The 18,054-nt window shown below is 61.9% G+C and carries 13 protein-coding genes and 1 pseudogene; 5 read left to right on the forward strand and 9 right to left on the reverse strand.

Features of this window, described 5'->3' with window-relative positions; translation table 11 throughout:
• Positions 1 to 13: 13 nt before the first annotated feature.
• The 4 genes from Q7V20_RS04155 to Q7V20_RS04170 are packed head-to-tail and all read left to right on the forward strand — an operon-like array spanning position 14 to position 4,533.
• Positions 14 to 958 (forward strand): polysaccharide pyruvyl transferase family protein, encoded by a 945-nt coding sequence (locus Q7V20_RS04155; protein ID WP_304787484.1) that lies wholly within the window; start codon positions 14 to 16, stop codon positions 956 to 958.
• Positions 937 to 2,154 (forward strand): glycosyltransferase family 4 protein, encoded by a 1,218-nt coding sequence (locus Q7V20_RS04160; RefSeq protein ID WP_304787486.1) that lies wholly within the window; start codon positions 937 to 939, stop codon positions 2,152 to 2,154. The genes Q7V20_RS04155 and Q7V20_RS04160 overlap by 22 nt, the downstream gene beginning before the upstream one ends.
• A complete protein-coding gene (locus tag Q7V20_RS04165) occupies positions 2,147 to 3,451 on the forward strand; it encodes an O-antigen ligase (RefSeq protein WP_304787488.1) in 1,305 nt (434 codons plus the stop codon). The genes Q7V20_RS04160 and Q7V20_RS04165 overlap by 8 nt, the downstream gene beginning before the upstream one ends.
• A 2-nt stretch (positions 3,452 to 3,453) precedes the next feature.
• Complete coding sequence (locus Q7V20_RS04170; RefSeq protein ID WP_304787491.1) at positions 3,454 to 4,533, forward strand: acyltransferase; 1,080 nt, start codon at positions 3,454 to 3,456, stop codon at positions 4,531 to 4,533.
• Positions 4,534 to 4,767: 234 nt separating this feature from the next.
• Here the strand turns inward: Q7V20_RS04170 and Q7V20_RS04175 are convergent, their stop codons facing one another.
• Entirely contained in the window at positions 4,768 to 6,588 is a 1,821-nt protein-coding gene (locus tag Q7V20_RS04175) for a cellulase family glycosylhydrolase (protein ID WP_304787493.1), read from the reverse strand.
• 264 nt (positions 6,589 to 6,852) lie between these two features.
• Here Q7V20_RS04175 and Q7V20_RS04180 point away from each other — a divergent pair, with 264 nt between their 5' ends.
• Positions 6,853 to 8,907 carry a cellulase family glycosylhydrolase gene (locus tag Q7V20_RS04180; protein ID WP_304787495.1) on the forward strand — a complete coding sequence of 685 codons (2,055 nt, stop codon included), beginning with the start codon at positions 6,853 to 6,855 and terminating at the stop codon, positions 8,905 to 8,907.
• Positions 8,908 to 8,952: 45 nt separating this feature from the next.
• On the opposite strand, the pseudogene Q7V20_RS04185 reads toward Q7V20_RS04180, so the two are convergent.
• From Q7V20_RS04185 to rfbC, 8 genes and pseudogenes are all read right to left on the reverse strand, one after another.
• Positions 8,953 to 10,125, reverse strand: a pseudogene (locus Q7V20_RS04185) (glycosyltransferase family 4 protein); the annotation flags it as partial.
• On the reverse strand, positions 10,122 to 11,222 hold the full coding sequence (locus tag Q7V20_RS04190) for a glycosyltransferase family 1 protein (RefSeq protein ID WP_304787497.1): 1,101 nt from the start codon (positions 11,220 to 11,222) through the stop codon (positions 10,122 to 10,124). The pseudogene Q7V20_RS04185 and the gene Q7V20_RS04190, both read right to left, overlap by 4 nt.
• 56 nt (positions 11,223 to 11,278) lie before the next feature.
• The gene (locus Q7V20_RS04195) at positions 11,279 to 12,775 is read right to left on the reverse strand and encodes a glyoxal oxidase (protein ID WP_304787499.1); all 1,497 of its coding nucleotides are present in this window, start codon (positions 12,773 to 12,775) and stop codon (positions 11,279 to 11,281) included.
• Between the two features lie 180 nt (positions 12,776 to 12,955).
• Positions 12,956 to 13,693, reverse strand: coding sequence for an SDR family oxidoreductase (locus Q7V20_RS04200; RefSeq protein WP_304787502.1), 738 nt, complete (start codon positions 13,691 to 13,693; stop codon positions 12,956 to 12,958).
• The gene (locus tag Q7V20_RS04205; protein WP_304787504.1) at positions 13,690 to 15,030 is read right to left on the reverse strand and encodes an FAD-binding oxidoreductase; all 1,341 of its coding nucleotides are present in this window, start codon (positions 15,028 to 15,030) and stop codon (positions 13,690 to 13,692) included. Before Q7V20_RS04205 ends, Q7V20_RS04200 begins: the two co-directional genes overlap by 4 nt.
• A gap of 11 nt (positions 15,031 to 15,041) precedes the next feature.
• On the reverse strand, positions 15,042 to 16,469 hold the full coding sequence (locus Q7V20_RS04210; protein ID WP_304787506.1) for a UbiA family prenyltransferase: 1,428 nt from the start codon (positions 16,467 to 16,469) through the stop codon (positions 15,042 to 15,044).
• Between the two features lie 16 nt (positions 16,470 to 16,485).
• A complete protein-coding gene (locus Q7V20_RS04215; protein ID WP_370652399.1) occupies positions 16,486 to 17,484 on the reverse strand; it encodes a YbhN family protein in 999 nt (332 codons plus the stop codon).
• Positions 17,485 to 17,490: 6 nt separating this feature from the next.
• Positions 17,491 to 18,054: a dTDP-4-dehydrorhamnose 3,5-epimerase gene (gene rfbC / locus Q7V20_RS04220; protein WP_304787510.1), complete on the reverse strand. Its 564-nt coding sequence runs from the start codon at positions 18,052 to 18,054 to the stop codon at positions 17,491 to 17,493.

An 18,054-nucleotide genomic window follows, 5' to 3' on the forward strand; every position in this document is an offset into this window, starting at 1 on the left:
AAGAAAGAAACAAATGCGGAAAATCGTCGTATTCGACCCCAGCCAGGTCACCGACAACCTGGGTGATTTCATCATCATGGATGCGGTCAACTCGGCCCTGTACGAGATCTTTCCGGACGATTACCTGCTGCACGTGCCCACGCACGACTGCCCTGGCAAGGGCGGCCTGGAGCAGATCGCCAAGAGCCCTCTCTCGTTCGTGGGCGGCACCAACATGCTGACCAGCCATTGGCTCTGGTACCGCCAGTGGAAGCTGCGCCTGCAAGACGTTTTCAAGGTCAAGAATGCCGTGCTGTGCGGCGTGGGTTGGCACAAATACCAATCGGTGCCTGACTTTGCCACCGCCTTCATCCTGCGATCCATGCTGTCCAAAAAGCACCTGCACTCGGTGCGCGACCGCTACACCGAGAAGCACCTGCACGCCATCGGCATCAAGAACGTGGTCTACACCGGCTGCCCCACGATGTGGAGCCTGACGCCCGAGCACTGCAGCAAGTTGCCCACGCACAAGGCCAAGATCGCCGTCATGACGGTGACCGAGTACCTCAAGAACATTGAAGTCGATCGCCAATGGATGGACACCGTGCTCAAGAACTACGAGCAGGTGTACTTCTGGTCGCAAATGTTCGAAGACCTGGAATACGCCAAGTCACAGGTGGGCGACAAGGTCAAGGTGATCGCGCCCACGCTGGCCGCCTTCAATGAGTTTTTGGCCACCACCGATTGCGACTACGTGGGCAACCGCCTGCACGGCGGCATCCGGGCCCTGCAGCATGGCCGCCGCACCCTGATCCTTGAGGTGGACAACCGCGCCGCCGAGATCGGGCGCGACACCGGCCTGCAAACCCTGCCCCGCGCCGACATCGCCGGCATTGACCAGTGGATCAACAACCCACGGCCCGTGTCCATCAAGATGCCTTTCGAGCAGATCCAGCAGTGGAAGCGGCAGTTCGCTTGAACATCCTGTACACCAACACCTCCTACCACCCGCATGTGGGTGGCGGGGCCGAGGTCATGTTGCGAGCCATGGCCGAAGGCATGGCCGCGCGCGGGCACCGGGTGTCGGCGCTCGTCTCGGCCGATGCCGATGCACGTGACAACGTCAACGGCATCGAGGTGCACCGGCTCAAGCAGCGCAATGTGTACTGGAGCTTCCCCAAAGAGGCCCGGCCCACCTGGAAGCGCATGCTTTGGCATGGCATCGACAGCAACAACCTGTTCATGGCACGGCCCATCCGCGAAGTGATGCAGCAGGTCAAGCCTGACGTGGTGGTGTCCAACAACCTCTCGGGCCTGTCGGTGGCGGTGTGGCAGCAGGCTCAGCGCCTGGGCATCCCCATCGTGCATGTGATGCACGACTACTACCTGATCTGCCCCAGCGTCACCATGTACAAGGGCGGTCGCATTTGCGAGCAGGCCTGCGGCACCTGCCAGATTTTCAGGCGGCCACATGCCGCTTTGTCCGACAAGGTCTCGGCCGTGCTGTCGGTCAGCCAGTCCATTCTGAATACGCACCTGGCGGCAGGCATTTTCAAGAACACGCCCATCAAGCGCGTGATCTACAACGCCCGCGATCTGCCAGAACCCGCGCTCCGCGCACCACTGACGAGCCAGCAGCGGCCTGTGGTGTTTGGCTTCATCGGGGCACTGACCGAGGTCAAAGGCATCCAGCCCTTGATCGAGGCCTTTGTGCTGGCGGCCCAAGAGGTGCCCGGCATCACCCTGCTGGTGGCCGGCACCGGCGAGCCCGGCTATGAAGCCCAGCTCAAGGCCCTGGCCCCACCCAACGTGGTGAAGTTCTTGGGCAAGGCCGATGCCATGGCTTTCTTTCAGCAGATCGATGTGTGCATTGCACCCTCGCAATGGAACGACCCCCTGCCAGGCGTGGTTTATGAATCCATCAGCCAGGGTGTGCCGGTGATTGGTGCCAAACGGGGCGGCATCCCGGAGATCATCCAGGAAGGCATCAACGGCATGCTGTTCGAACCCACACAGCCCGCGGCACTGACGGCAGCCATCGTGCAGGCGGCGCGCCAACCAGCCAGCATCGAAGCCATGCAACCCAGGGCGCGCGCTTCCGTGAAGCGGTTCCTGGATTTTTCTCAGATGTTGAGCGAGCACGAACAACTGTTTGAGGAGGCCCGACATGCATAGCACCTTGTCCACGCCCACAGCTGCCCTGAACCCGGGCTCGCCAAGCACGACCGCCCCGACGCAGCTGGAAAAGCTGATCTTCTGGGGCCTGTGCATTTACATGACCACGCTGGCGCTGGAGGGGCCGCTGCGTTTCGTGCTGTCTCACCTGAAGATCGCCACGCTGCTTTACGCCCGAGACCTGATCTCAGCGACCGTCATCCTGGCCAGCATGGTGGTGGCTCGAGCCCATTTCCAGCGCCAGAGAAATCAACTGCTGCTGCTGACCTACCTGCTCATCACCTCGTTCTTCGCCACGGTGCTGCTGGACAACGGGATCTTCTCGGGCCTGTTCGCGATCAAAATTTTCGGCACGTTCCTGTTTGGCATCGCAGCCTACACGGCGGTGCTGACGCACCCCAAACAGTTCAAGCTCGCTTTGATGCTGATGTTCGGCGTCACCTTGACGGGTGTTGTGATCAACCGATTTTATGGCGCCTTCCCGTGGGAGGGCGGGCTGTTCGAAAGTGCGTTTGGCACCTCCGAAATCAGCCGTGTATGGTGGATCAGCGGGGGCGAGCGCCGACTGGCCGGCTTCACCCGAGCCTCACCCCTGGCTGCGGGGATCATTGCCATCACTGGTGGGGCCATGCTCATCACCGCCAAGAACTACTGGGTGCGCCTGTTGCTGTTCGTCGCGGGGATTGCCGGTATTTACCTGACCACCAGCAAGGGTCTGATCATTGCCTACATGGCCGTGGCAGCGATCTCGGCCTTCCCTATGCAGTCCAAGCTGCGCAGCATGTCCGGTGTTTTTTTCGCCATAGCCTTTTTCATTCTTGGCATCCTGGCCCCGCTGATCTCCTGGATCACCAATCCAGGCATTGCCTTCCAGCGCTCCAGCCCTCGCATCTTGTCCTCATTTGCCGACCGTATCAGCAATTCCTGGCCAGACACCATCAATGGTTTCACTCACTGGTACAACTGGTTGGTCGGGCAAGGACTGGGTGGCATCGGCCTGCCCGCCTTGTTCTCCGGCAAAGTGTCGCGAATGTCAGTGGTCGATAACCTGCACCTCTTCCTGATGGCTAATTTTGGCCTCATCGGAACAACACTGTTCGTGCTGTTCTTCGTCAGGATCATGCGCAATGCAGACAGCCACCGTGACGCATCGCGAGCGGCCTTCGCCGTGGGCATCATCGCACTGGGTTACGGCATCGTGTCCAACATCGCCGACGACGCCTTTTCACCGATTGCCATCGGCATTGCATGGGGCCTGATGTCGCAACCCAAAGAAATGCACAAGGCAACTGTCTAGACATGCAAAGCCGGTTTTCCCCTCTCGACGCACTCAGGGCGATCGCTGCCATCCTGGTGGTCTGGCAGCATTTCGCCGAAACCTTCATCAAGATTCCAGGCGTGGCCTCGCAAGGCACGGCCTTGCACGACATGGCATGGCAGGTGGACTTCGGGCGCATTGGCGTGGTCTGCTTCTTCCTGATCAGTGGCTTCATCATCCCCAGCAGCTTGAAGCCAGGCGACGACCAGGCCATCAAAGGCTTCGCCATCAAGCGCCTGCTGCGCCTGTACCCAGCCTATTGGCTGTCCATCGCCGTGGCCATCCTGGTCCATGGCCTGGTGCTTGACCAGGTCCATGGCGCCAGCACGGTGCTGGCCAATGCCACCATGCTGCAAACCTTCTTTGGTGAGCCGCACATCCTGGGCTTGTACTGGACATTGCAGATCGAGCTGGTTTTTTACATCAGTTGCGCCCTGCTGTTCATGACTGGCGTGCTGCACCAGCCCCGGACCCTGTTCCTGGCCTGTGTCGGTTTTCTGATGTTGTTTGGCGTGTCGCAACTGCTGTTCAAGAAAGTCCCGGCATGGATGCCTCCGAAGGAGCTGGCCTACGCGCCTTTCCTGATCAGCATCATGTTTGTGGGCGCCCTGTACCGCAAAGCTTTTGATGCGCACTGGAAGAATCGCGCCATCAACACCCTGGCCATCGTGGGCACCCTGCTGAGCTTCGGCATTCCCGCGCTGGTGCTGGCGGCATATTGGCTCGCTGACCTGAAGCTGACGGACTCACCACTTCGCTTTGGTTACTCCCATCTGCTGGGTCTGCTGATATTCGGGCTGGGCCTGCTGTACCTGCGCCGCCCGCCTGGTGTGCTGGTCTGGATTGGCAAGATCAGCTATTCCGTCTACCTGTTCCATCCCATCGCCATGACCCTGGTGGCATCGGCCTGCATCCACTACCAGATCACAGGCTGGCACATGAGCCTTTACATGCTGGGGGGATCGCTGCTGTGCCTGCTGATGGCCCAGCTCAGCTACAAGCTGGTGGAGGAGCCTTTCAATCAATGGGGCCACCGGCTCAGCAGTCCAGCCAAACCATGAGCAGCGCCAAACCCGCCCACTGGCGGTCGATCCAGATCATGCGTGGAATTGCCCGGGGGCTCCTCCTTCAATAACCAAAGTGATAAGTTGGCTTGGCATAAAAAATTTCGCAAGCCCCACGACCACCTACTTCGGTAGTCGGCGGCGCCTTGATTGATGGGGCACTTCATCAACCAAGCGGCTTGCACCAAGGACGAAAGCTGCTGCGCGCCTGACACCACCAACACCGCAGCGTCAGCGACCAACCGTCACGAACAATGGGCCGTCCTGCTCGGTCAACCTGACACTGTCGGCCTTGCCTTGCCAAGGCTTGCCATCCCACCACAGCCCCTTCTTAACTTTAACTGCTTTGGGCAAGGACACCACCGCCGTCCGATCCGGGGTATCGACCCACACGGCATAAGTCTGGTCGGTGGGCGAGTCCCAGCGCAACACGTGCAGGCCCGGCGGCACGTCGGGGGCCGGGCCTTTGAAGACCCTGCCTGTCTGCGCCGTGAGCAAACTCCGCAAGCCCGTCATGGCGGGTTTGTCGGCACCATCGCGCGTCAACAAGCCAAAGTTGTGCTCGCGGTTGCGGGGGTCGTCACCATCGTCGGTCATGTCGTAGATGGTGTGCAAAGGGATATCCAGGGCCAATTGGGTCAGCACCTTGCGCAGCACCAGGATGCCTTGCTGACGCAGTGCCCGGGGGTCATGCCCATGGCCGAACTCCTTGGCATCAATGTCGCCAAATGATGAGTACCCCCACTCGGTGTCCCACAGTGGGGCTTGCACGCCGTGGGCCTGCAGCACCTGCTGAAGGGGCGCCACGAAAGTCGCGAAGCTCTCGGGGCCCTCCTTGCGGTAGGGGTGCAGGCTGACGGCACTGACCCCGGCCAGCTTGCCCGACTCCGCCATCCTCAGCAGGTAACCCTCATCGGTGTTGGCCAGCCCGGCGGACACCACCACGGCGGCAGGCTGGACCTCGCGGATGGCCTTCATGGCTTCGGACAACAAGGTGGCATAGGCCACAGGATCGGGCTTGGGCCAGTAGTGCGCCAAGTTGGGCTCATTCCAGATCTCGAAGCCCAGCGTGCTCTTGCCTTTGAGGTGCCGGGCAGCCTGGCGCGCAAACTCTGCAAACGCCGCCCGATCCCGCTCCGTCAAAGGCGCCTTGCCGCCATGCTCAGGGTGACCATAGTCCAGGATCCACAAAGCCGACATCCCCCGCTTGCTCAACTCCGAAGCCAGCTTCTCGTAACGGTCAAAGTTGAACTTGCCACCAGACTCGACCTTGTCCCAATAGACATCGGTCCGAATGACGGTGATGCCCGCAGAGCGCGCCTTGTCCAATTGATGAAACTCCAACGGGCGATGCAGCGCCACCGCCAGGCGCCCCACATAACTGGGCGCGAAGGTTTGCCCCGACAAGGGCCCATCCAATTTGAGCTGGTAAGCCACGTCATTGCTGGGCAGGTAGGTGAGGTTGTCGACCTCCACGATGCCGGGCGGCTGCAACAAGCCCATGTCACCCACCAGCACGGACAAGGCCTTGATGGGCGGATGAAGCACGCCATCAGCGGCCCCACCCCAGAAAGCGCGGCTTTTGCCCACCCCGACCTGCACCCTTTGCCAAGCTTGCCCGGACGGGTTTTCAAGGCTTCGGGCCCTGGCCTTGAACTGATGGTTCTGCCCGGTGGCATCCACCACGCGCAGGCTCGTCTGCGCGTGGCCATCCAGGTTGCGGATGTCAAAGGCGATCGCTGGCCGCTCTGAGGGACCCACGGCCATCGGCGCCTTCAAACGCAAGCTCATGGCCACATATCGCCCACAGGCTTTGCCCGAGGCGGCCTTGGGTTTGGCGGCACCACAGCCGAGGTCATAGTGCAACCTGGCCACCTTGCTGCGCGCGCCCACTTTGGCTTGGCTCATGGACGCGGCTGCCCCCGGAAACTCGCGCCCCAGGCTGGCCTCCCAGGCCGGGCCGGACTCCGCCACCAAGGGAACACCCTTGACTGGCTCTGCCGCCATGCAAACCACACCCGACATCAACAGCGGTATCCAAAAACACTTCATGGCCAAACCTCCTTAGTCCCCCCTGTTCACGGGGGGCCACTTGATCCTATTGCAGACAACTACTCACAGACCAAATGAAATTAAGACATTACGATCACCCCCCAGGCGGTATCACGGCATGCTGTAACGCTCTGTATCCCCCCCTCAAAGTGTGAAAAGTGCAATAGCCTGCGTCGGGCTTGGCAACATAAGCTTGCTTCACATTGATTAAACGAGTTCGACGTTGTCGCAGAGCACATGAAAACGCAATCGCAGAATGATTTGATGGGTAAGTTTGGTTTGGTGGCATGGGCCTGTGTGGCAGCCATCGGGCTGGCAGGTTGCGGCGGCGGTGGCGGCGGCTCGACAGCAGCACCCGGCAGCACCACCGGTGGCTCGGCCACCACCGAATCGGTGGTCACATCGGGTGGGTCCACATCCAACAACAACACCAGCTCGGGAGGCAGCGGAAGCGGCACTTCAGGCACCACACAGCCCACCGCTCCAGCACCACCAGTGGTGGTGACCGACGCCGTTGACATGGCAGCGTCCTGGGTGCCCACGGCCTCCAACATCATTGCCACCTTTGACACCGACACGGACAAAGCTGCCAATTGGACCTTCTACCCCGGCTCAGAGTTCCCTGGCGCCAACGGTGGGCTCGCAGAAATCACCAATGGCGTGGCAGGCACCAAAGCAGTCTCCTTGCAATATGACCTGGGTTGCGGCACCCCCACCTACGGGTTGGCCAATACCTCCTGCGGCCGCTATGTCTCGGCCAGCTTGCGCCTGCCCCAGACGATCGAGGTGGGCGTGAACGACCAGCCCACCATCTCCCTGGACCTGCGCAATCTGCAAGGCGTGGCCCGGCCCAGTCTTCGCGTGGTTGATGGCAGTGGCCAGACATTGCAGTTCCCCATCCCGCTGAGAACCCTTGAACAAGCCAGCGGCACCGCATGGCGCTCGGTGCAGATCCCAGTGGGCCGCAGTTCGGTTTTCTGGGAGGGCACGAACGACGGCATTTTCCGCGGCCCCCTGAAGTCAGTCTCGGTGCTGTCGGGTGACCTGCCCATGTCCTACCCCGCGGGCTCGCTGGACATCGACAACGTCGCCTTGCTCAAATCGCCTGACAACACGTTTGAACTCAAATCCAACGTGCCCCTGTCCAACATCGCCTTTCCGCCCACCTATGTCGGCCGTGTCGGGGTCACCATCCAGAGCTACACCCTGGCCGCACTGGACAAGCTCAAAGCGGCCGGCATCACCATGGTGCGCAAGGATTTGCACTGGGATGGCGTGGAAAAGGATGGCGTTTTCTCTTTCGCCCGCTACGACGCCCTGACCGCTGCGCTGACGCAACGCGACATGTCGGTCTTGTGGATCCTGAACTATGGCCATCCCGACCACGGCGGCGCGGCCCCCCTGACCAGCGCCGACCAGAGCGCCTTCGCCGAGTTTGCCCGCCGGGCGGCGCTGCAGTACAAAAACCAGAAGGTGGTGGGCTACGAAATCTGGAACGAGCCCAACAAGGAAAAACGCTGGCCTTCGCCTGATCCGGTGGCTTTTGCCAACCTGCTGGACAAGGCCGCCCGGGCCATCCACCTGGCAGTCCCTACCGCCAAGGTCGCGTCAGGTGGCATTGCTGACCTGGACACCACCTACCTGCTGAGGATGCTCAACACCGGCAAGCTCACTGGTGTTGACGCCGTCGGCGTTCACCCCTACCGCAAGACGGCGCCTGAAACCTATGCCGCCGACGCCACCCCCCTGCAGAACCTGGTCAACAGCAAAGGCACGGCCGCCGTGCTGTGGGACACCGAATGGGGCTACTCCTCGTTCGAAGACATTGACGCCGCGGTTTATGGCAATGGCCGGGATCCACGCGCCCTGCGTCGGCAAGGCATCCTGGTGCTGCGCAAGGTGCTGACTCAAATTGCCCTGAACAGCCCGGTCAGCGTTCTGTACAACCTGCTCGATGATGGCAGCAGCCCCACCGACCGCGAACACAACTTTGGCCTGCTGACCGCCTCGGGCGCCGACAAACCAGCCATGGTGGGCCTGCGCAACCTGTACGGTGCTCAAAATGGGCGGGTGCTCAAGGGCTTCATCCCCGACGTGCCCCCAGGCCTGCACGTGCTGCGCTGGGATGGTGCCTCGGACCGCGCCTTCGCCCTGTGGTCAGACACGAACGCCAGCAAGATCACGGTGCAATTGCCCGCCACCATCAGAACAGTGACACGTTGGGACGGCACCACCGTTCAACCCACGGTGACCAGCACTGGCCGCCACGTGGTGATGCGCGAAGCCGATGGCCCGCTGTTCGTGACCATGGCCAAGTGACCATGACCAAATAAAGGCTCAATAGCCGAAGTCAGCCGCCGACTGCCTGACCAGCGCGGCCATCTGGGTTTTGAAGTTCTCGGTTGAGAACAACTCGGCATTGGTGCGGCACGCATCCGCCGAGAACTCACCGGCATGGCGTTCAAACTGCTGAACGGCATCCGCGATGGCCTGAGGGGTTTGTTCGTGAAAGAAGATCCCTGTGGGTGCGCTGCCCAGCCCCAGGCCGCGCACGGTTTCCAGCACCCCACCCCGGCCAAAGGCAATGACCGGCGTGCCACAGGCCTGGGCCTCCACCGGGGTGATGCCAAAGTCTTCTTCAGCGGCGAACACAAAGGCCTTGGCCGTTTGCATGAGTTGCTTGAGCGTGGCAAAGGGCTGATGCCCCATGACCTCGACATTGGGCCCGGCGATGGCCTTGATGCGCTCCAGCTCAGGCCCATCGCCCACCACCACCAGCCGCTTGCCGGGCATGAGCGAAAACGCTTCCACGATGGTGGGGATCATCTTGTAGGGCACCAGCCTGGAGGCGGTGACGTAGAAGTCTTCCTTGTCGCGGCACAAGGTGAATCCGGCCGTGTCCACCGGCGGATAGATGACCTGGGCTTCACAGCCATACACTTTTTTGATGCGCCGCTTGATGAAGCGCGAGTTGGCCACCATCACATCGACACCGCAGGCGGTGCGGTGGTCCCACATTCGGATGTAATGCAAAAGCGAGCGGGCCAGGAACGATTTGAAGCCCTTCTCCAGCTTGCTTTCGCGCAAATACTGGTGTTGCAAGTCCCAGGCGTAGCGCACGGGCGAATGCACGTAGCTGACATGCAGCTGGTTGCCCGAGGTGAGCACCCCCTTGGCCACGGCATAGCTGGATGACACGATGAGGTCGTAGCCCGACAGGTCAAGCTGCTCGATGGCCAGGGGCATCAAAGGCAGGTAGCTGCGGTATTTGGTGCGCGCAAACGGCAACTTCTGGACGAAGCTGGTGGTGACCGGGCGCCCCTTCAGAAAGGCCCGTTGGTCGTCTGGCAGGAAATCAACCAGCGTGAACACATCTACATCGGGCCAGATGTTGATCAGTTGCTCCAGCACCTTTTCCGCGCCCGCGTAGACCACCAGCCAGTCGTGCACCACCGCAACCTTGAGTTTGCGGTTGGCCAAAGGGTTGATCACTGGGGGGTAGGAAGTGGCTTCTCGCACAGCAACTTGAATACTCATGGGTGTGTAGGTACCTGTTCTGGCAACGCCTGGAGCAATGAACGTGCAGCTCGGGGCCAGGTCCACAGCTGACTGCGTTGTTGGGCTAGCACTTTAAGCTGAACTCGGGCTGGCTCGCTGCCCATGACCTGGTGGAGTGCATCCAGGAACGAGGATGGGTCAACGGGGTCGAAGTACACCGCCGCCGGGCCGCAAACCTCAGGGATGGAGGCGGCGTTGGAGGCCACGACCGGGCAGCCCCGGGCCATGGCTTCCAGGGGCGGGATGCCAAATCCCTCGTAGAGCGATGGAAAAACGAAGCAGGCGGCCTGCATGTACAGGCTGGCCAGCTCCGCATCAGAGACATAACCCACGTGTTTGACAAAAGGCGGCAAAGCCGCCCCTTTGGCCGCAAACACGGCAGGGTTGGTGCCGCCTGCCACCACCACGTCGAAACCAGGATCGCCCAGTGGAGCCAGGGCCTGGGCCACGAAGGCAAAGTTCTTGTTGGCCTGGGCGCTGCTGACGGCCAGCACGAAGGGGCGCTTGAGCAGGTCGGCTTTGGTCAGGATGCCGTCATCAGGCAAGACACGAAGCACGTGCTCGCCGCCCTCGGGCAGCACCGCGATGGATTCGGCCGCAATGTGAAGGTGGCGGGCCAGCTCTTGCCTGGAGAACTCGGAAACCGTGAGGATGCGCGCGCCACGCCATGCCAGCAGACGGTGCATGCATTTGTAGACCAACCGAAAGGCCATGCCGTAAGCCTGTGGCACAGAAAACACGGCCGCGTCGTGGATGACCACGGCCTGGTGGCGTTTGCAGACGGGCCCGGTGTTGCACAGGTTGACCAGCAGGCGTCGCCCGGCAAACCAGGGCAACTCGATCTGCTCCCAGGCGTAGCCTTGAAAGCGCCCGACCTCGATGAGCTGGATGTGATTGAACGAGACCTTGGCCTGGGTGCCCCTGGGAACCGCCAGGAAAAGGGGCCCCAGCTTGATTTCTCCTGACGAAATCAGGCCATCCAGTGCCCTCAGTGTTTCGATGGCAAAGCGCTCAACCCCCGTGACCGGGCGCTGCAAAAAACGGCCATTGAAAATGATGGACGAACCAAACGCCAACCTGAACCCCTTGTGTGCTTAGCCGACTAGTGTAAGCACTGACTGGGGTTCTTGGCTCAGGCATCCAGTCTGATCACCTTGCCAATCGAGGGGACGCCCTCGGAATCGAACACAAAGAGGTAGTAATAGCCCGGTGGGGCGGTGTTTCTGCTGTCCGGACTGCTGACCGACAGGATGCCGCCAGGCTTGCTGGCAAAGTTCAAACCGATGAAGCGTTGTTCATACACCTGGGCATGGGTGGCTGACCCCAGTTGCACCAGGTGCACCTTGGAGACGGCTGTGGTGCCCTGCACATGGACATCGAAGGCCGTCCCCCACTTCACCACCGTTGGCGCCTGGTCGATCTTGGGGCGCTCGGCGAACTGCCCCGAGCCATCGCGCTTGAACAGGTAAGGCGGGTAGTACACCTCCACATCCAGGTTGTTGCTGGCCTTGGCAGCCCCCGCGCCACCAGCCCCGGTGAGCACTGTGGCGTCTTGCATCAGCAGGGCGACCGAGTGATACAGCCGGTCTTTGCCGGCCACGGCAGCACTGTTCCAGCGCCCCGTTTTCGGATCCCAGATCTCGGCCAGGCGATTGGCCAGGATGTGCGAGCTGGCATCGTCGTTCTTCAAGCCGCCACCACTGACAAACACCTGCCCATCGGCCAGGACGGTGGCCGAAGCGTTGAAGCGGATTGGCGTGTACCAGCCCGTGGTTTTGACCACCGGCTCGGGGCCATTGAGATCGATGTCGTTGGCCACCCCCAGCATGCGCATGGACAACACCTTGCCCGGCGCGTACATCAGGCTGGGCAGGTAGGAATGCCCCCGGAACAACTTGGCCTTGAGTGGCTCGATCTTGCCCTGGCCCTCGATGTCCAGGTAAAAGGTGTTGCCCAAGCGCGAGACGTTGAAGATCTTGCCATTGGGCGCCAGCCACAGGCGGGGGTAGTTCCAGTTGGGCTCGCCATAGGCTTCGTTCTTGTCCGCCCCTGGCAAAGTGCGCCAGCCGGTTTTCGGGTTGTAGATCTCGGGGATCGGGGCGTAGTGGGTGGGATCCAGCTTGCCTCCCACCACCAGCACTTCGCCACTGGCCATGGTGGCCACGGTGGGGTACCAGCGCGGACGCTGCATGGTGCGCCCGGAAGACTTCAGCACGGTCTTGTTGAAATCAAAGTAGTTGATGTCGGCCGACGACCAGTTGCGCTGACCATTGACGGTGAGATCGCCGCCCACCAGCAGCACGGCACCATCGGCAGGCACCAACAATTGCCCGCTGCAGAAAATATCGGTGCCCGTCTGGTTGGGCAAGGTCAGGTGGGATTCGGGGCCAAATCCCTTGGTGGGATCCCAGATGTCGTAAATGGTCTGACCGGTCTGCTGTCCTTTGGCGTCGGTGCCATAGCTCATGACGCGCCCATCCGGCAAAGTGATGACTTGCAGTGGGATCAAGGGCCAACCCACCACCGGGCCGAACTTGCCGCGCACATGGTACTGGTCGGGGCTGACCGCGCGCTGCCGCAGATGCCACCAGCTGGTGGCACCCAAGACCGCCACCGCTGTCAGGATCAAAATCCCTTTCAATGCAGTTCGCCAAACACGCGCCATGTTACAAAAACCCCAAAAATTACAACCAAGTCACAACCATGCCGCATGGTGACTCAGGTTGAGGTGCCGCGTCTTTGAGGTAAGTCACACCGTGACCGTAAAACCCCTAATCAAGGGGGCAATAAATGCGCGAATGGGCCGCATTCAAAGTTTCAGCTTGATGAAAACGAACTCGGGGATGGTTTTGATGATCAACATGATGAGTTGCCAAAAGCCCGGGGTGTAGACAATCCGGCGGCCCTTGTCGATGGCCTGGCTGATGTCTTTGGCCACCTGCTCGGGCTTGGCCCAAAGTGGGCCTTTGGGCAGGTGCGCGGTCATGGGCGTGTCCACAAATCCGGGTTTGACGGTGACCACATGGACACCCTTTTTGGCCAGGCGCTGGCGCAGGCCGGAGGTGAAGGCCGACACCATGGCCTTGGCGCTGCCATAAACGTAGTTGCTTTGGCGGCCCCGATCCCCCGCCACGGATGAGATGACGGCGATGGCGCCACGCCCTTGCTGCTCCAACTGGTTGGCCACCAGGGTCAACAGCGCCACGACCGACAAGCCGTTGGTGCCGATTTCGGCCAGGGCGTAGGGCACGTCGTGCTGGGCGCGGTCTTGATCGGTGAGGGTGCCGTGGGCAATCAGCACGGTGTCGAGCCCACCCAGCGTTTGGGTGGCTTCGGCCAGCAAAGCGGCGTGCTGATCGTGCTGGTTGGCATCGAACACGCGGGTGCCCACTTTGGTGGCGCCCCGGGTTTGCAGGTCAGCGGCCAGGGATTGCAGTTGCTGCGCGTTGCGGGCCGCCAGGAAAAGGTGGTCGCCCTGTTGGGCCCAGAGTCGGGCGCAGGCTTCGGCCATGGCCGAGGTGGCCCCAACGATCAGGATCTTTTTCATGTGGACTCCATGACCCGGCGCCAGAAACCTGACGAGAAACGCGGATCGACAAATGGGGAAAAGGCTGGCCACTGCGGGTGGCCGGACTTGAAAATCTGCGCGCCCATGCGGCCATCCTTGGCCGGGTACAAGCGGCCACCGGCAGCCTGCACGATGCCATCCAACTGGGCGAACAAGCGGTGCAGGCGCTCACCCTGGTTGGGGAAATCAAGTGCCAGCGTGGTGCCCGGCATGGGGAAGGACAGCAGCCCCCGCGATGGCGGCGCGCCAAATTGCTTGAGCACCGCCAGGAAGGAGCCCATGCCGCTGTCCACGATGGTTTGCAGCAGTTGCCGGGTGGCGGGCAGGGCTTGCTCGGGCGGGACCACGCATTGGTACTGGTAGAAGCCTTTGGGGCCGTAAATGCGGTTCCACTCCAGCAGGGCATCCAGCGGGTAGAAGAAAGGGCGGTAGTGCTGCAGGGCTTGCACCCGGTCGCCTTGCTGGCGGTTGAAGTAGGCCAGGTTGAAGGCCTTGAGCGACAAGTTGTTGATCAAGGACAGCGGCGGCGTGAAGGGCACGCGGCGGCTGCTTGCTTCGACCGGGTTGGGCAGCTTGGCGGCCAGCGCCGGGTTCATGACCGCGGGCGCGTGGTTGGCCCGGTTGAACAGGCCACGGCCCAGGCGCTTGCCCGCGAAGGCGCAGTCGATCCACGAAACGGTGTATTCGTAATCGGCCTCGGAGGCCTGGCTGAGCTCAAAAAACTCTTCAAGGCTGCGAAACCGGATGCTTTCGGTTTGCAGGTAGGGATTGGCGATGCGGCGCAGCTGGATTTGCGCCCAGGTGATCATGCCGGTCAGGCCCAGGCCGCCCACGGTGGCGGCGAACCACTCGGCATGCTGCGTGGGTGAGCAAACGCGGCGGCTGCCATCCGAGCGCAGCAATTCAAACTGGGTGACGTGGTTGCCGAAGGAGCCCACCAGGTGGTGGTTCTTGCCATGCACATCGTTGGCGATGGCGCCGCCCACGGTGACGAACTGGGTGCCAGGCGTGACCGGCAGGAACCAGCCCTGCGGCACGATCAGGCGCAGGATCTCTGACAGCAACACGCCGGCTTCGCAGGTGATCAGGCCGGTGGCCTGGTCAAACTCGATGAAGCGGTCCAGCTGGCGGCCCAGCACCAGGGCGCCGCCCGGGTTCAGGTTGCTGTCGCCGTAGCTGCGGCCATTGCCGTGGGGTAACACGGTGGCCGCACCGTCGGCCGGTAAAGGAAGGCTGGCATGGCGGCTGGGCATGCCCAGCACCTGCTGATCCGGACGAAAGACCCTGCCCCACGAGGTGACCGCCTGGCTTGCCATGACTTGGCTCGTCAGACGGCCAGCCACAGCACCGCTGCGGCGGCCACGCCGGTGAGCAGGCTGATGCGGTCTTTCAGGGCGAAGACGAGGGGGTCGTCGTGCATGTGGCCCCGGTGGGTTTGCATCCACACCCGGCTGACCCAATACAGCATGATCGGGCACAGCAGCCACACCATCCTGGGGTGGCTGTACAGCACGGCAATGTCGGGCGAGTTGACGTACAAGGCCAGCACCAGGATGCTGATGTAGCCAGAAGAGCCGCCCAGGCTTTGCAGCAAGCCCAGGTCTTCCACCTGGTAGCCGCGCCCGCTGGCCTTGAGCTGCCCTTGCTTGCGCATGGCGTGCAGCTCGGCATAGCGCTTGACGATGGCCAGGCTGAGGAAGATGAAGATGGCAAACAACAGCAGCCAGAACGACAGCGGGATGTCGGTGGCCGCCGCGCCTGCCACGATGCGCACGGTGTACAGGCCAGCCAGGGTCAGGACGTCGATCATGACCAGGCGCTTGAGGCCGAAGGAATAGGCCAGCGTCACCAGGTAATAAGCCCCCAGCACCGCCAGGAACTTGAGGGGCAAGGTCAAGGCCAGCGCCAGCGAGATCAACAACAGCGCTGGCGCCGCCACCAGCCCAAACAGCAGGCTGAGCGTGCCAGCCGCGAAGGGGCGCTTGCACTTGCGGGGGTGCTGGCGATCAGCCTCCAGGTCGAGCATGTCGTTGAGCAGGTAGACCGACGAGGCGCACAGGCTGAACGCCGCGAACGCCACCAGGCCGTCGATCAGGGTGGGCATGTCCTGCAAACGATGCGCCGCCGCCAGGGGCACGAAGATGAGGGCATTTTTGGCCCATTGGTGAATGCGCAAGGCTTTCAACGCCACCCTGACGCCGGACTTGGGCGGCTGGAACACCTCACTGACCTGGGTGCAGGCCCGCGCGCTGGCCTCCAATCCGGGTTTGGCATTGACCACGATGGCAGCACGCGCGTGCTGCCAGACCTTCAGATCAACCCGGTGGTTGCCGCAGTAGTCAAACCCCCGCTCGCCAAAGCGTTGCACCAGTTGTTGGGCCTTGTTGCTGCCCGACAGATTGGTGTGGCCGTCGCTGGCCAGCACGCCATCGAAAAAACCGACGTGCTGGGCCACGGCCTGCGCCATGCGCTGGTCTGAGGCCGTGCACAGCCAGATCTGGCGGCCCTGGCTTTTTTGCACTTTGAGCCAGGCCACGAAAGATTCGGAATATGGCAAGGCGGCGCCATTGATCTGCACTCGCCGGGCGATCTCGGCCTTGAACTTGGCCTTGCCGCCCAGCAACCACAGCGGCACCAGGAAGAGGTACAGCGGGTTCTGCTTGACGAGCAGCAAGAAGGATTCGAGCAACAAATCGCTGTGGATGAGCGTGCCATCGAGGTCCACGCACAGCGGGATTGATTTGGTTTCTGACATGAAGTCCTTTGACCTTTTACCTTTTGTCTCGCAAAGCCCAGACGCAGCCCCAGCCAATGAGCACCGCCAACCACAGCGTGAGCAGGCGACACACCAGCGTCAGAAGGATGGCTTCGGGCAGCTGATAGCCGTGCGCATGCAGGAGGCCGGTCATGACCAGCTCAGTGCTGCCCAAACCACCTGGCAGGAAGGACAGTGCGCCCACGATGATGGCAATCGCATAGATGCCCATGGCCGAGGGCAGCGACAAGGGCGCGGTGGAGATGACATCGCCCACCAGCTTGAGCCCCACGGCTTCGGCCCCCCAGGCCACCAGGCCCAGGGACAGGCCCATGAACAAGATGCCCGGCTTGAGGAACTGGCTGGCGCTGCCGAGCATGGTGACCAGGGACTGTGCGGCCTTGAACAGCCTGCTGTCAGCTCGTGGGTGGCTGGCCATGCGCTGTGCCACCCAGGGCCAGGGCGTGAACGCCAGCATCGCCATCAGGCCGACCACCAGGCCCACGGCCACCCACAGCACTTGTCGGTAAGCCTGCAACTCGGCCAGGACGGCCATGGCCAGCAGGATCATGACCAGCAGGTCGAGCAGGCGCTCCACAAAAAATCCGGCCATGAGGCCGGACACCGGGATGCCCAAAGGCTGGTAATAGCGGGCCCGCACCATCTCGCCCAATTTACCCGGCGACAGGGTGAAGGCAAAGCCGGACATGAAGGTGAGCGAGACGAAACCCCAGGGCAGCGCATGCCCGAGTCGGTTCAGGTACATCTTCCAGCGCACCACGCGCAGGGCATAGTTGAGCAAGGACAAGGCCGTGGCCGCCAACACAGCGGGCCAACCCGCGATCAAGGGGGCCAGGCTGATTTTGGACAAATCACGGTGGAATCCGACCACGCACCAAACTGCAAACCCGATGATGAGCCCGTAGGTCAGGAGGTTGCGCCACAAGCTGTTGGGTGAGCTTGCGGGAGGGCGTGGAACGGAGGACAGCATGGCCGGGATTATGCCGAGCGCCATGCGGCGTTAGAAATAATCCGCATCCTTCAAACGTGGGGCCTGCGCATCTTTGGCCGCCAGATTGGGCTGCAAGCCGCCCAGGGGCCAATCAATGCCGATGTCGGGATCGTTCCAGACAATGGCCCGCTCGCAGTCCTTGGCGTAAACATCAGTGGTTTTGTACAAGAAATGCGTGTCGTCGGTCAGGGCCACAAAGCCATGGGCAAAGCCCTCCGGCACCCACAACTGACGGTTGTTTTGCGGAGACAGTTCAACACCGGCCCATTGGCCGAAGGTGGGTGAGCCACGGCGGATGTCCACCGCCACATCGAACGCGGCACCCTGCACCACCCGCACCAGCTTGCCTTGCGCACTGGGTGGCAGTTGGTAATGCAGGCCCCGCAGCACGCCTTTCTTGCTGCAGGAATGGTTGTCTTGCACGAAGGGCCGGGGCGCAGGCAGGCCCAGTTTGGCCAGCTCGGCATTGAAGCGGTGCTGGTTGAAGCTTTCCATGAACCAGCCGCGGTCGTCGCCAAACACGGCGGGCTCGATGATGACGACATCGGGAATGCGCGTGGGGATCAGCTTCAT

The sequence above is a fragment of the Aquabacterium sp. genome, assembly GCF_030652515.1.
GTDB lineage: Bacteria > Pseudomonadota > Gammaproteobacteria > Burkholderiales > Burkholderiaceae_C > Aquabacterium.